This is a genomic window from Enterobacter sp. RIT637 (assembly GCF_019718755.1).
Lineage (GTDB): Bacteria > Pseudomonadota > Gammaproteobacteria > Enterobacterales > Enterobacteriaceae > Enterobacter.
The window spans coordinates 53296-67965 of the sequence record NZ_JAIHAZ010000015.1 but is presented as its reverse complement, the minus strand read 5'-3'; the positions used below and the strand labels follow the sequence as shown (position 1 = coordinate 67965).

At 43.4% G+C, this 14670-nt stretch carries 13 protein-coding genes; all 13 read right to left on the bottom strand.

Annotated features, from left to right (window positions below):
- Position 1: 1 nt before the first annotated feature.
- Complete coding sequence (locus tag K5E19_RS18580) at positions 2 to 820, bottom strand: glycosyltransferase family A protein (RefSeq protein ID WP_221552509.1); 819 nt, start codon at positions 818 to 820, stop codon at positions 2 to 4.
- 35 nt (positions 821 to 855) lie between these two features.
- Positions 856 to 2019 carry a glycosyltransferase gene (locus K5E19_RS18575; RefSeq protein ID WP_221552508.1) on the bottom strand — a complete coding sequence of 388 codons (1164 nt, stop codon included), beginning with the start codon at positions 2017 to 2019 and terminating at the stop codon, positions 856 to 858.
- On the bottom strand, positions 2016 to 3230 hold the full coding sequence (gene wzy / locus K5E19_RS18570) for an oligosaccharide repeat unit polymerase (RefSeq protein ID WP_221552507.1): 1215 nt from the start codon (positions 3228 to 3230) through the stop codon (positions 2016 to 2018). Before wzy ends, K5E19_RS18575 begins: the two co-directional genes overlap by 4 nt.
- Before the next feature lie 35 nt (positions 3231 to 3265).
- On the bottom strand, positions 3266 to 4285 hold the full coding sequence (locus tag K5E19_RS18565; protein WP_221552506.1) for a glycosyltransferase: 1020 nt from the start codon (positions 4283 to 4285) through the stop codon (positions 3266 to 3268).
- Entirely contained in the window at positions 4285 to 4854 is a 570-nt protein-coding gene (locus tag K5E19_RS18560) for an acyltransferase (RefSeq protein ID WP_221552505.1), read from the bottom strand. The genes K5E19_RS18565 and K5E19_RS18560 overlap by 1 nt, the downstream gene beginning before the upstream one ends.
- A gap of 2 nt (positions 4855 to 4856) precedes the next feature.
- Entirely contained in the window at positions 4857 to 5957 is a 1101-nt protein-coding gene (gene vioA / locus K5E19_RS18555) for a dTDP-4-amino-4,6-dideoxy-D-glucose aminotransferase VioA (protein ID WP_221552504.1), read from the bottom strand.
- A gap of 10 nt (positions 5958 to 5967) precedes the next feature.
- Complete coding sequence (locus tag K5E19_RS18550) at positions 5968 to 7395, bottom strand: lipopolysaccharide biosynthesis protein (RefSeq protein WP_221552503.1); 1428 nt, start codon at positions 7393 to 7395, stop codon at positions 5968 to 5970.
- A 6-nt stretch (positions 7396 to 7401) separates the two neighbouring features.
- The gene (rfbA, locus tag K5E19_RS18545; protein WP_221552502.1) at positions 7402 to 8268 is read right to left on the bottom strand and encodes a glucose-1-phosphate thymidylyltransferase RfbA; all 867 of its coding nucleotides are present in this window, start codon (positions 8266 to 8268) and stop codon (positions 7402 to 7404) included.
- Entirely contained in the window at positions 8269 to 9342 is a 1074-nt protein-coding gene (rfbB, locus tag K5E19_RS18540; RefSeq protein ID WP_221552501.1) for a dTDP-glucose 4,6-dehydratase, read from the bottom strand.
- Positions 9343 to 9694: 352 nt separating this feature from the next.
- Entirely contained in the window at positions 9695 to 10591 is an 897-nt protein-coding gene (galF, locus tag K5E19_RS18535) for a GalU regulator GalF (protein ID WP_108418182.1), read from the bottom strand.
- Between the two features lie 176 nt (positions 10592 to 10767).
- A complete protein-coding gene (gene wcaM, locus K5E19_RS18530; protein ID WP_221552500.1) occupies positions 10768 to 12159 on the bottom strand; it encodes a colanic acid biosynthesis protein WcaM in 1392 nt (463 codons plus the stop codon).
- A gap of 12 nt (positions 12160 to 12171) precedes the next feature.
- Entirely contained in the window at positions 12172 to 13392 is a 1221-nt protein-coding gene (gene wcaL, locus K5E19_RS18525; protein WP_221552499.1) for a colanic acid biosynthesis glycosyltransferase WcaL, read from the bottom strand.
- A complete protein-coding gene (gene wcaK / locus K5E19_RS18520) occupies positions 13389 to 14669 on the bottom strand; it encodes a colanic acid biosynthesis pyruvyl transferase WcaK (protein ID WP_100165926.1) in 1281 nt (426 codons plus the stop codon). Before wcaK ends, wcaL begins: the two co-directional genes overlap by 4 nt.
- Between the last annotated feature and the right edge of the window lies 1 nt (position 14670).

Sequence of the window (14670 nt, the reverse complement as noted above, 5' to 3'; positions counted from 1 at the left end):
TTCATTTACTCATCAATAAGAATTTAAAATAATCCAGACTAAACAATAAAGCATACGTGATGTTTTTATTTATGACGGCTTTTTTAAAATTTTGGATGAAAATTGTATACGCAAGTTGTTTTTTAAAACAGCTCTCTGTTTTCCCGATTATCATATAAAATGCACAACGAGCTTTATTCAATTGATTCGTAATTTTAATTCCCGTATCATCTCTATAAATCAATGTATATTCTTTGCTTGTTGCAATTTTACCTTTCTTGACTAATCTTAAATAAAAATCATAGTCCTGAATGGCAGGCAGTTTTTCATCAAATCCAGAAGTCTCAAGGAAATACTTTTTCCTTACAAGAATTGAAGAAGTTGAACCTGGATAGTTACATTTAAGAAGCGCTTTATATTGTTCTTTATTAGGGATAATATTTAAGCTTTTTCTGACGCTATCTTTGGCAAAGTTAGTTATTTTTTTCCCAGAGTAGGCTAATGCAACTTTATCATCGTTAAAACAGTTTATTAGCTTTTCTATATGCTCTGGCTCCCACATATCATCATCATCAAGAAAAGCAATAAATTCTGCTTCACTAAGGCTTGCGCCTTGGTTCCTGGATTGACAAGCGCCACCATTATTTTTTTTTCTATGAAATTCGATATTTGAAGAATCAGATATATTATTATTAAGCGCCATCCAAAACTGCTCATTTGTAAAGGAAGAGCAGTCATCCACAATAATTATTTTATTAATAGGATATGTTTGCAACTTGACGCTTCGTATTGAACTCATTATAAGTTCTAATCGATTAAAACAAGGGATAATTACATCCACTTTATTCCTCAGAGTCATTACTATCTCAACCTTTTTTAACAACCGTTTATAATATCTGCATATATTATTTCAAGAGATCTCGTGCATTTGTTTATATCAAAGTTTTTCTCAACAAACTCTCTGCCATTTTGACCCATTGATTTCATTAAATGTGGATCACTCAATAAGGTATCTAAATATAAAGCCAACTCATCACTATTATTTTCACCAAATCTAAAACCTGTTTCCCCGTGAACAATACCCTCCGTTGCCCCACCCAATGCAGAAGTCACGACAGGTACACCACATGCTGCAGCCTCAAGGATTACCAACCCAAACCCTTCGGAATCACCATTCTTTGCGCGAATGCTAGGCAAACAAAATACTGCTGTATTATGCAACTCCTCTATAATTTTTTCTTTTGAGCATGCGCCTAAAAATTTTGCATTTACTCCTAAAGTATGAGCCTGGTCATAAAGTTGAGGTTTCAATGGTCCATCACCAATAAATGTAATGATGTGATCAGGGAATTTATCTTTTATTTTTGAGAATGCATTTAGCAGTACATGAGCGCCTTTTTTCTCTACCAAACGTCCAATAAATAAGATTTGTTTACGGTTAACAAACTTGTTAGTTGATAATGAGAAATTTAGAAGATCTATACCAATGTATGATATTTTTATTTTATCTGAAGGTATCCCAAACTCTATTGCTTTTTCTTTAACTGCTTGTGAAACAGCAATAAACTTGACGTTCTCATATTTAGCAATTTGATTTAATTTTTCAGGGTATTTTTTTAGATGTATACCTTCTTTACCAGCTGCCCACCAATTTTTATCTATTGTTATATCATATCCATGAAGAGTAATGAGCATGGGCACGTGAATGTTTTTTAACAGCGGCCAATTTACAACAGCATCAACACCGAAATGCACATGGATTAGATCAGGTTTTATATTGTTCAACATAGCAAAGTCACAATAAGGTGAAAACCCAATAAGTTTATAAAAGTTCCTTTTAAAATTAGAGAATGTATTATACCTTTTCTCAAAGGTGACGTAATTTACATCTTTTAAATCAATACCGTCAGACAGCCTAAAGTGTCCAACCAAAATCGGAGACCATTGCTGGTATGATAATACTTGCTCTTTAATGAAAGTCTCAGAGTATGGCAATAACTTAGTCCTAAAAACAACTATTTTTTTTTGCAATGCATTCATGATCCATATACCCTATGCTTCATTTTAAAAGCATTTAAGGTTAATACTAAACCTAGAAAAATTAATAATGCCTGAGCATAGTTATAAAATGGAATAAACCACCCATGGCATATCAAAAGTAATGACATGAACCATGTTAAGTTTGTTATAGCATTATTTTTATTTAACAACTTACTCATCCGGATACAAAAAAACAATACAATCATCATTGAAAAAAAGATGATGGCTGAATATATACCATGAAAGTAAACATATCCAAACACACCGATTTGTGAAGACCAAGTTGAAACGCCATTAATACTTACGGCGGTAAAATCTTGTGCTGAAGTTATATTGGACAAATCAGTTCCAAACATGCGTAAAAAAGCTGACACAATCCAATATAAGGAAAAGAAAGAGTATGTTGATCCTGTTAGATCAAAAAGCGTTGATAACCTCTCTCCATTCTGGAGAAGATAATGTATGTTGCTTACACTTTGAAAGCGTTCAAGTGTTATGAATAAATAGCTAAAATAAATGTCCATATCAATGTTGGACATTGCGGTGAGAACTGTTTCAATTAAATTCGAGCCAGCATTGACACTTTGAACAATCGCGTCCTTGATAATCCTTACAAATGGATATAATCCTATGCCAAGTAAAGTAAATATACAAAGCTGGAAGAAATTTAACGGATTTTTTTTCCTTAAAAGATAGAGGCAAAACAATAATAATAATTGTCCTGTTTGCCCACTAACTAAAATCAATATAATATATAGAATAAAATTAATATAATATAAAAAACGAGCACTATCATATCTATAAAACAAATAGATAAGAACAAATAATGAAGGTTGGAAGAAAGAATTAAAGTAAAATATCAGTTTTGGCGCATCCTCTGCAACATCCTTACTTGCACCCAGTACACCTACACTAAAAAATATTGATGAGAACAAACCAATAGTGACTATAGCAAAAACAAGCCAATCCAGAACGATTGAATTATTTAAATTAATTGTTTTTTTGACTGGTATATTCTCAAAAATCTTAAATATAACTCTTTGTACAATCCACAAAGTTAATAATACAATTAAAAGAGATAATAACAACAATTCTGAATCTGCAGGGTATTCATACTTGAAATCCCCGCCCAACATCCCTAACACGCCAAAATATAACGCACATGATATATTCAGGAATATATATAGAGCAAATAGATATTTTCTCGTCATTGTTCTCTCAATTATCTCTAATAAGAATACCAAAACTATTTATTATGGGTAAGTTTATTTTTCATTTTGATAAACAAACGAATAACCAGCGGAAACTTGTGCATGTAATTGAAAAATTTATGCCTGAAATCTAATTGCTTATAGTGCTCATTAGCGGCTTTGAGATATTTATTAAAATCTTGATAGTTTCCAACTTTTACCGCACGAGTTGCTAATGATAAAAATATATATGCTTTTTTACGTGAAAAAGCGTTGGAGTATTCAGAAAAATCTTTTTGTGCTAAAGATAGAAATTCAATAAGTTTAAGATGTCTGTTTTTATGCGTTGTGGTTTCTTTTTGTGTTTCTGTAGACCACGAACCTAATGATGCTAATCGATATACTGAATTTATATCTGGAATATATAACCCTCCGCTAGATTTCATCCCATAAAGTTCTAAAAATAGATCGCCCACAGGTGCGTTTATAAACCAATCAGGAATAGTATCTATTAAGCTTCTATGAAACATATAAGATGCAGTCGGTGCGAATTGATTTAAACTATTTAAGACATCCTTGATGTGAAAAACTGTAGGGTTAGGCCCTTTATAAAAGGATCTTGATTCATTCAATACATTGTTATTGAGCAAATAACAGGGGTGGAATGAAAATTTAATATGTGGATTTGATTCCATAGCCTCAAGTTGCACCTGCAACTTGATATCATCAATCCAATAATCATCTCCTTCGCAAAAGGCTATATAATTCCCTTTAGCATGAGATAGTACATTCATAATATTTCCATTAGCACCTAGATTTTTACCAACGCCAACTGATTTTATTATGCTAGGGAATTCTCGCACATATTGTTCTATAATCTCTCTGGTTGCATCAGTGCTGCAATCATCAGAAATAAGTATTTCAAAGGGAAATTTTGTTTTTTGTTTTAGGAAGCTATCAATCGTTTCAGAAATATAAAGCTCTTGGTTATATGCAATGCAACAAATGCTCACTTTGATTTCATCAATCGACGTGATCCAATCTTTTTTTATTTGCTCTTCATTTATTTCTATCATTACTGATCCGATTTTATGTCCATTTTTTTTTCAAGTTCGATCATGCCCATACTTCTTTTTTTAGCTTTGTACGCGGGATTTCCTACATATATTGAAAAGGGTTCACAATCAGATTTAACAAGAGAAAGAGCACCTATTGCGGTCCCCTCCCCTATAACTACACCTGGTAATATAACGCACCCAGAACCAATGATAACATGTTTATTTATAGTAACGGAGGCATGATAAACATTTGTTAGTTCAGTGGGAACCATAGGGTTTGTCATACATTCCCCAGAATAATCATCGTTACTAGAATAAATCGAAACCCGCGACGAAATATTTGAAAAATCCATTACCGTGATTTTCCCCGCACCTATCAAAGACGAATACACCGCAATATGTATATAATTTCCGATATATACCCCCCCCTCTCCTGCGGAAATAACACAATAATCGTCTATTCGAACATTGTTCCCGATATGAATTTTTGATATACCGTAGAATGATGCTTTCGTTGATATATGAATATTTTCTCCAATGGAGGCAAATCCCATCTTTTCAATTTCTTCACGGGTCAAGATAGCCATTTCTACCCTCGAATAATATTTATAATACGCGAGAAATCTTCCTCACTTAATTCGTTGAAAATTGGTAAACACAGTACCTTATCAGAGACTGTATTTGATAAAGGTAGATTCTCAATGGCAGCTGATTCAATTCCTCTGTACATTGGCATATTACTAATCAATGGATAGAAATAGCGACGAGAAAGAATGTCATTTCGTTTTAGCTCTAGGTAAAGCTCATCCCTTGAAACACGAAATTCAGGTTCAATCAACACAGGGAAATAAGAATAGTTACTGTTTGAATGTTCTGATGGTGCAGGAACTGTAATGCCTGTGATACTCGAAAGCGCTTCACGGTAGGCCAGGTCAATTTTTTTACGCTGCTCAATTGCACTGTTGATATGCTTGAGCTGAACCAGACCAAAGGCAGCGTTGATTTCACTCATCTTACCATTGATTCCAGGCGCCGTTACGGTAAGTTCATCAGCAATTCCAAAATTCTTTAATCTGTCAATGCGCTGTTTAGTTTTGGCATCCTGACAAATAATCGCTCCGCCTTCAAAGGTGTTGAATACTTTTGTGGCATGGAAACTGAGGATAGACATATCGCCAAATCTTAAAATGCTTTGGCCTTTGTAATTAACACCAAAAGCATGAGCCGCATCGTAAATTACACGCAGACCGTAATTGTCCGCGATTTCCTGAATAGCTTCAACATCACAAGGGCTGGAATAACAGTGCACAGGCATGATAGCTGTAGTATTTGGCGTGATGGCAGCTTCGATTTTCTTTGGATCGATATTGAATGTCTTAGGATCAATATCGACAAATACCGGCTTTAACCCATTCCATAAAATAGAATGACTGGTCGCAATGAAGGAGTATGGCGTAGTAATCACTTCGCCTGAAATACGCAGTGCCTGAAGAGCTGTAATGAGTGCAATAGTAGCATTATTAAAGAGGGATATGTACTCAACCCCCAAATACTCACACAGTTCTTTTTCGAGTTGCTGATGGAAAGGACCATTATTAGTTAACCATTTATTATCCCAAATTTGTTCCAGGTAAGGAATAAACTCGCTGAGCTCAGGAAGAAAAGGTTGGGTCACTGGTATATTTTTCATTTAGCTTTCTCTATTCTTTGATAGACAACACAATCTTAAATAATTTTCTTTGCGTGAGGTAAATCAAGACTACATATATACCAGGCGCCAAAGTCAACATTGTAACGATCTGCCAAACATCATGAACCGTAATATAAATAGCAGTCATTTTAGCAAATAAACATGAGGTCATGGTAATCAACCAGATAGGCGATACTTCTTTGAATTGACGCCATACCGTTAACCCGGTTAATTTACCTGTATAATAAGTATTTAACAAAAGAGCGAAATAAGAATGAATTAACAATCCGACACACATCAGGTAAATACTGTAATTCATAGTTACTGCTATGATAAAAATACCTATGATTTTTTTTATAATTTCTAATTTCAGAAAAAGGTCGCTACGGCCTTTGACTTGTAGCACATTCAGATTAATGGCATGTATGGGATAAAGCATATACGCTAATGCAAGAACGGCGACAAGTTCCGCAGCCTCTTTCCATTGCTCACCTAAAACTAGTTGCAATAACGGTTGTGCAAGAATGGCAACCCCAGCCATTAGCGGAAAAATAAATAATGCAGCAACTTTCATTGTTAACAAATAATACTCATCCATCTTATGCTGATCACTTTGCATATGACTAAACATAGGATAGGTAACACGTTGAATAATGTTGGTCATCGTCATAGCAGGTATGCTAGATATCTGGTTGGCTTGAGTGAACTGCCCAACATTTTCCGCATTAAATCTTTTACCGATAATGATTTGGTAGAGATTATTGTAAGCTGTATCAAGTAGACCAGAAATCAATAATTTACCGCCAAAACCAAAGAGATAATCAAACGATTTTTTTGAAAAGCAAAAGACTGGAACCCAGCGTGTTATGAGATTAAGAAAAACAGCGCTAAACACTGCTGCGGTTAGCGTTTGTGCTACCAGTGCCCAAACGCCAAAACCATTCAACGCCATAATCAAAGCAACGCCTCCACCCAGAACAACCGAGCAGATCGAGGCTTTAGCTTGCGCTTTAAAGTTCATCGAGACCGTCAAAATTGTTCTAGGCACGACTGAAAAGCTGTTCGCCATCAGCGTTAAACCTATTACTTTTGTCAATAAGGCTAATTCTGGCTGTTGATAGAAATCAGCAATGTAACCTGAGCTTATATAAAGTAAAATATAGAAGCAAAAGGCTACAATGATATTAAAATAAAATGCCGTTGAATAATCTACATTACTACGGTCGGTCTTTCTTATCAGTGCAGAGCTAAATCCGCTATCAATAAAGACTTGGCCTATCGCAATAAAGATAGCTAACATCCCAATGAGACCAAAGGCTTTGGGACCTAATAGACGCGCTAAAATCAGCATCAAAATGAGCTGAACACCCTGTGAGAGTATTCTCTCAAGAGCGCTCCATTTTAGACCATTAACGGTCTTACTTTTAAGTTCAGACACTATACATTACTTAACAAGTTGTGAAAGATACTGACCATAACCATTTTTTGACATTAAGGCAGCCTGTCTCAGAACGTCTTCCTTTGCCAACCACCCGTTATTATACGCAATCTCTTCCAGACAAGCGACTTTAAAGCCCTGTCGGACTTCGATAGTTTCAACAAACTGTGCTGCCTGTAAAAGGCTTTCATGAGTGCCTGTATCCAGCCAGGCAAAACCACGACCTAGCATCTCAACAACCAGATCGCCCTTCTCGAGGTACATTTGGTTTATTGATGTTATTTCAAGTTCACCTCGTTCAGAGGGCTTAACTTTTTTTGCAAATTCAACGACTTCGTTTGTATAAAAATACAAACCTGTCACTGCATAATTACTTTTCGGTTTAACCGGTTTTTCCTCTATAGAGAGCACGTTGCGGTTTTCATCAAATTCTACTACACCAAATCGCTCAGGGTCTTTAACCTGATAACCGAAAACAGTTGCTTTTGTTGTTGCCCGAACTGCAGCCTCTTTTAATTTTGGCGAGAACCCCTGACCATAGAAAATATTGTCTCCCAAAACAAGACAAACAGAATCGTTGCCGATGAACTCTTCACCTATAATAAACGCCTGAGCAAGTCCATCAGGAGAAGGTTGAATAGCATACTGTAGCTTCAAACCGAGATTTGAACCATCGCCTAGAAGACGGATAAATCCTTCCTGGTCTTCCGGGGTGGTAATTATTAAAATATCTCTTATACCTGCAAGCATTAAAACCGATAATGGATAATAGATCATCGGTTTATCATAAATAGGTAATAACTGCTTCGAAACTCCCATAGTAATAGGATAAAGTCGGGTTCCGGAACCACCAGCTAAAATAATGCCTTTCATTTATACTAACCCCAGACGCTCACGTTGATAACTTCCATCCTGCACTCGAATGCACCATTTTTTATTATTTAGATACCATTCCACTGTCTTACGAATGCCACTTTCAAATGTTTCAGCAGGCTTCCAACCCAGCTCAGCGGCAATCTTTTGTGCGTCAATGGCATAGCGCCGATCGTGGCCAGGACGATCAGCAACATACGTTATTTGATCGCGATAGGAGCCTTCTTTCGGCACGATTTCATCCAACAGATCGCAGATGGTGTGCACCACATCCAGATTTTGCTTTTCGTTATGCCCGCCGATGTTGTAAGTCTCACCCGGTTTACCTTGGGTTACGACGGTGTACAGCGCACGCGCATGGTCTTCAACGTACAGCCAGTCACGGATCTGGTCGCCTTTACCGTAAATAGGCAACGCTTTACCGTCCAGGGCATTCAAAATTACCAGCGGGATCAGCTTCTCAGGGAAGTGATACGGGCCATAGTTATTGGAGCAGTTGGTCACAATCGTTGGGAAACCGTAGGTACGCAGCCATGCGCGAACCAGGTGATCGCTGGACGCTTTAGACGCAGAATACGGGCTGCTCGGCGCATAGGCTGTGGTTTCTGTAAACAGCGGCAGCTCTGCAGAGGCAGGGTGTTCATCAGGATGAGGTAAATCACCGTACACTTCATCCGTAGAGATGTGGTGGAAGCGAAACGCCGTTTTGGCCGCGTCATCCAGCGTCGACCAGTAAGCCCGTGCGGCTTCCAGAAGTACATAGGTACCGACAATATTGGTCTCAATAAATGCAGCAGGCCCGGTAATCGAACGGTCAACGTGACTTTCTGCCGCAAGGTGCATCACCGCATCCGGTTTGTGCTCGGCGAAAATGCGATCCATTGCCGCTTTATCGCAAATATCTGCATGTTCAAAGACATAACGATCGCTATCATTAACGTCGGTCAGTGACTCCAGGTTACCGGCATACGTCAGCTTATCCACATTGACGACTGCATCCTGGGTATTTTTAATAATATGTCGCACCACTGCTGAGCCGATAAAACCGGCACCGCCCGTAACAAGAATCTTCACGTTAGCTATTCCATCTAATGGGTATTTCGAGATATTGATGCTCTGGAAACCGATTAATAATAACGGTTTCAGAAATTTTGCACGCTACCGCCCCTGGCTTAACAGCTACCAGTGCACTGAGCGAATGTTGAATAAAGGATTTTGTGGTCTGATCACAGACAAAAAACTGGCGTTAATTGTCTTCCTAAATGGCCTCGGAAACAAGCACAAATCGTTACAAATCAGTCCACATTTGAATCAGATAACTCCATGTTATCACTAGAATTAATAACAAAAAGCGGCAGTTACCATTTTGGTTATGTTTATACATACCAAATGATAACTGCCGCTTATTCAAACAGACAGAGACGAATCAGTCTTCAGCCAGCAGCTTCTCAATGCGGCTTCTGAACTTCGCCCCTTCCTTCAGGTTACGCAGGCCGTAGTTCACAAACGCCTGCATATACCCCATTTTCTTACCGCAGTCATAGCTGTCGCCGGTCATCAGCATGGCATCTACGGACTGTTTTTTCGCCAGTTCAGCAATCGCATCGGTCAGCTGGATACGGTCCCAGGCGCCTGGCTCCGTTTTTTCCAGCTCGGCCCAGATATCGGCGTTCAGAACATAACGGCCAACGGCCATCAGGTCGGAGTCCAGGGTTTGAGGCTGATCCGGCTTTTCGATGAACTCAACAATGCGGCTCACCTGCCCTTCCGTTTCCAGCGCTTCTTTGGTCTGAATAACTGAGTACTCAGAGAGATCGCCATCCATGCGCTTCGCCAGCACCTGGCTGCGGCCCGTCTCATTGAAACGCGCCACCATTGCCGCCAGGTTGTAACGCAGCGGGTCCGCAGACGCGGTATCAATGATGATGTCCGGCAGAACGACGATGAACGGGTTATCACCCACGACCGGACGCGCGCACAGAATCGAGTGGCCCAGACCCAGCGGCTGCGCCTGGCGCACGTTCATGATGGTCACGCCTGGCGGGCAGATAGATTGAACTTCTGCCAACAGCTGACGCTTAACGCGCTGCTCAAGCAACGCTTCGAGTTCGTAAGAGGTGTCGAAGTGGTTTTCAACCGCATTCTTCGAGGAATGCGTAACCAGAACGATTTCTTTGATCCCTGCAGCAACAATCTCGTCGACGATGTACTGAATCATCGGCTTGTCGACAATCGGCAGCATCTCTTTTGGAATTGCCTTGGTGGCTGGCAGCATATGCATGCCCAGACCCGCTACCGGAATGACTGCTTTCAAATTAATCATTATATCTTCCACCTTAAAATGGTTGACGAATTATAGCTTTTAAACCTGTTTTCGCCAGTATGTTTTGCTGTAATTCTGGATTCATGTTACGCCCAGGCACCACAAATTACAGTAGTTGTAATCTGAATAGATCACATTATCCGACCAGGAATCGTCGCAAAATTGCCAGCGGGTGATTATCTACTCGGCAGAGCAAAATTCAGCCGTTCCGTATTCACAACATGCTGGTCAACCCGGTCAATATCCACCGAGCTTTGCCCCTTTTCATTGACGGCCTTAATGTTTGCCAGCGACAGCAGCGTTTCGTCCTTGGCCATAAACTTGCCCCGCACGTCCTTACGCAAATCGAATTTGATTTTCAGCGCCGGTCCCACGGCTGCTTCCTGCATCACGTTGATGTTACGCAAGAAAAGATGCTGAGGCTTGTTGTGCAGCTCAAGCGTCGCGCGCTGCATGTCAACGTTGGTGATGGCGACAAAAGAGGTCGCGTTGCCGGATGAAATTTGTATTCCGCGCAGCTTATAGGCAAGCTGCCGATTATCCAGGCGAATATCGTTGAGCTTAAAATTCTGCGGTATCGACAGGTAGTTGCCTTTAATTACGCCGTAACCGATTAACATTCCAGCACTATTGACCATGTCGACATTATCAATAACGAAATTATCACAGCCGTAAATTGCTACCGTAGCGTTATCTATTCCCGCCTTTTTGCTGAAGTCGGGAGTGATGTTTTTAGCCTTAATATTGCGAATAACAAAGTGCTTACCGTTTTCGACATGGACTAACTGACGACAATTGCTGCCCGTTATATTGGCCACCACGAAGTTCTTCACGGTCTGCTTTTCAGGGTAGTCATTATCGTAGGTACTGCCCGCAAGCCCGATGCCAATCCCCCAGTTGATTTTACCGTTGGTGCAGTTGATGTTGTCGATGACATGGTCAGAGATCAGAATGTTACGGTCGTTGATCGCCACGTTCCACTCAATCGCGTCACCCTGCAGGTGGCTAAATCTGCTGTTGGTAATGCGCGCGCCGTCCACCTGATTATGGAAGCCCTGTCGCAATATGGCGTAGTTGGCCTGGCTCACGTTGATATTATCGATGAGGAGGTTGCGCATCACCCTCGGCTTTTTGCCGCCGATGTAGATCTGCGTGACGGGGCCAAAGCCGCTCATCGCCAGACCTTTGATGACGCAATCAGAGCCACGGATATCCAGCGTGATGTTGTGCGTGCGCCCTTCTCCCTCACCGATGACTTTACTGCCTTCCTGGAGCACAAAGCGCCCGCGCCCGTTGCCTTTGAGCCCCCCCCGTATCAGGAGCGTTTTACCGTCGGGGATAAAAATCCCTGTATTGATGTTGTCACAGACGAGATCGGCGGGTACCACAACGGTGTCGGCCTCGGTAAACGCCTGCTTAAAGGCGGCGATCCAGTCGCTGTTGTTGTACTGTTTCACAGAGACCGTTCTCCCTGTGGCCGCCCGCGCGGCGCGCGGCGACAGCAGCGGCATTGCCGCCAGTACGGATAAGGAAGAGACAAAATGGCGTCGGGTAATCTTTTTCAGCATACAACCTCGGCGTTACAGCGTTTGCAGCAGGCTCGCTAACTGGCGATTAATCACCTGCTGGTTAAATTCTGTTTCGACTTTTTGTCGGGCATTTTGCAGCACCGGTACCAGCTCCTGCTGGTCGATGTCGCTGAAGGCCGCTAAGCGGTCGGCCAGGGCGAAAGCGTTGTTTTCAGGCACCAGCCAGCCGGAATACTCCGATCTGATCAGTTCCGGGATCCCGCTGTGCAGCGTAGAGACAACAGGGATGCCCACGGCCATAGCCTCCATCAGCGCGACAGGAATACCTTCCATATCACCGTCTGCACCGGTCACGGACGGCAGCAGGAAAACATCCGCCTCGTCGAGCATCGCCTTCACCTCATGGCTTGGCTTGAAGCCCGGCATCTCCACGCAGCCTTCCAGCTGGTACTGTTCGATCAGCGTGCGCAGTCGGCGCTCCCAGGGGCCGATACCTAAAATGCGATAGTGGAAATCTACTCCACGCGCTTTTAGCTGACGACAGGCTTCAATCGCGACGTGCAGCCCTTTCTTCTCGGTTAAACGCGCGACCGAGATAATCTGCAGCGGTTTCCCCGGCACCTTCACCGGGCGCTGAGTGAAGCGCTCCATATCGACGCCCATCCGCGAAACGGTGATTTTTTCGCTCGGGCAGCCCATCTTTTTCAGCCGACCAGCCCACAGTTCGCTGATGGGCAGCATCATGTCACCGCGGCGGAAAAGCTGCTGGTACTCCGGCGTATAGTGGTTCAACACCTCCCGGCTGGAGATATCGATACCGTGGAAAATGGTCGCGATTTTGCCGTCAATCACCCCCAGCTCGCGCAGCTTCGCGGCGGTCACACCCGCCGGGCCGAAGTGGGCGATAAACACATCCGCACGATACGGCCGCGCCGTTTGCCCGCAAATGGCGGAGAGGATCAGATTGCGGGATTCCGCCCCGTAACGTGACACGTTCAGCGCCCGCCACGTCGAGAGTCGATGCAGCCCGCGCAGCGTCTGGCTGGCGCGGTAGCGCAGTTTGTTCAGCCGCCCGCCCGGCTCATCCTGCAGCCAGCGGGTTTTAGCTTCCAGCCCATACTGGGTGTACGCCGCATGGGTATTTTGCGTATCGCCCTTTTGCAGGGCGACAATCTCCACGTCATATCCCATATCGATAAACGCGGTGATTTGGTTCAGTACAAAGGTCTCAGACGACAGCGGAAATTTCAGTAAGAAGAAACCAACCTTCATTTCCCCTCCCCGACGCGGTCGAGCACCGATTTCACCATGCCGATCCCTTTTTCGCGCTCGGCTTTCACCGCCACGGCCAGGCGTTCGTTAATCGCGGGCAGCTGTCCCAGCGTGTCGCCGACCATGGCACCGAGCGAACCGTCGAGAAGATGACGAATATCGACCGCCATTTCCGGCATACCGAGCTGCTGCATAATGCCCGCGGATTTGTGCTCGTAGTTGATGGCAATCGCCGGCGTGCCGAAGTTCATGGAGATAATGGCCGAGTGCAGGCGCGTGCCGACGGTGAGGTCACAGGCGGAGAGCAGTTTGCCCATCTCCAGGTCGTTCAGCTCGTCCATCACCACGTGGTAGCGCGACGGGTCGTTCACCAGGTGGCTCAGGTTGAGCGCCACCATGCGGTCATCTTTGTTGTAGCTGTCGATACCGGTACAGGTGGAGAGCGCCAGCACCTGGTAGCCGCTGTCCAGCACGCGGTTCACCACGTCGGCGAAGGCTTTCTCATACGCCGCCTGCGTGGTGCCTAAACGTTTATCAAATGGCGCCAGCTCGCGCAGGGTGATGGCGACGGTTTTCTGTTTCGCCGCCACGTCGAGCCAGTGCTGCACCGCGTAGCTTGGCTGGAAATTATCGACCTGGTGATCCACCAGCCAGGCGGTGTCCACGCCGTGCTCAACTTTTGAGGTGTCGATCTCGCTGCGCTTCATCAGGTCCAGACTTACGGACTCGCGCAGGATCAGCGCGTCGCAGTGGCCGAAGACGTAGTTTGCGAGCTGGTTAAACTGCGGATCCTGGAATGGCCCGACGCTGTGGCCGATCATAAACAGCGGCTTTTTCGCCATAAAGGTGCAGAGCGCATGCTCAAACTGCGGCACGCCGTAGAGATCGACGAAGAACGAACCGCCGACCTGAATAATGGCGTCATAGCCGGAGAGCAGACGGACAAAATCCGTAAAGCCCTGGGCAATGGCGATATTGCGCAGCTTGCCGGTGTCGGTCACGCGTGAAAGCAGCACCTGATGCTGGTAGCGACGGCGCAGGACTTTCTTCACGCGCCCCATCACGCCCGCGGCGTTATTGTGCTGTTTCATCTGGCTGTAGAGCGGGTCGCCCATTACCGGGCGATTCAGTAACCAGGATGAGCTGACCGGATAACGGCTCATCACATCCACTTCTGTCTCAGGCTCAAGGGTGTTAATTGCATCCAATAAACCGCGCAGGATGGCGCTGTCGCCACGGTTGCCGCAGGTATGGTTGCCAAGAATAAGTAATTTCATA

What these genes read in the sequence shown, in the direction of transcription:
- wzy (WP_221552507.1), bottom strand. Translation starts at nt 3,230, where the DNA reads ATGACGAGAAAATATCTATTTGCTCTATATATATTCCTGAATATATCA.
- galF (WP_108418182.1), bottom strand. Translation starts at nt 10,591, where the DNA reads ATGATTAATTTGAAAGCAGTCATTCCGGTAGCGGGTCTGGGCATGCAT.
- wcaK (WP_100165926.1), bottom strand. Translation starts at nt 14,669, where the DNA reads ATGAAATTACTTATTCTTGGCAACCATACCTGCGGCAACCGTGGCGAC.
- K5E19_RS18560 (WP_221552505.1), bottom strand. Translation starts at nt 4,854, where the DNA reads ATGGCTATCTTGACCCGTGAAGAAATTGAAAAGATGGGATTTGCCTCC.
- rfbA (WP_221552502.1), bottom strand. Translation starts at nt 8,268, where the DNA reads ATGAAAGGCATTATTTTAGCTGGTGGTTCCGGAACCCGACTTTATCCT.
- wcaM (WP_221552500.1), bottom strand. Translation starts at nt 12,159, where the DNA reads ATGCTGAAAAAGATTACCCGACGCCATTTTGTCTCTTCCTTATCCGTA.
- wcaL (WP_221552499.1), bottom strand. Translation starts at nt 13,392, where the DNA reads ATGAAGGTTGGTTTCTTCTTACTGAAATTTCCGCTGTCGTCTGAGACC.
- K5E19_RS18565 (WP_221552506.1), bottom strand. Translation starts at nt 4,285, where the DNA reads ATGATAGAAATAAATGAAGAGCAAATAAAAAAAGATTGGATCACGTCG.
- vioA (WP_221552504.1), bottom strand. Translation starts at nt 5,957, where the DNA reads ATGAAAAATATACCAGTGACCCAACCTTTTCTTCCTGAGCTCAGCGAG.
- K5E19_RS18575 (WP_221552508.1), bottom strand. Translation starts at nt 2,019, where the DNA reads ATGAATGCATTGCAAAAAAAAATAGTTGTTTTTAGGACTAAGTTATTG.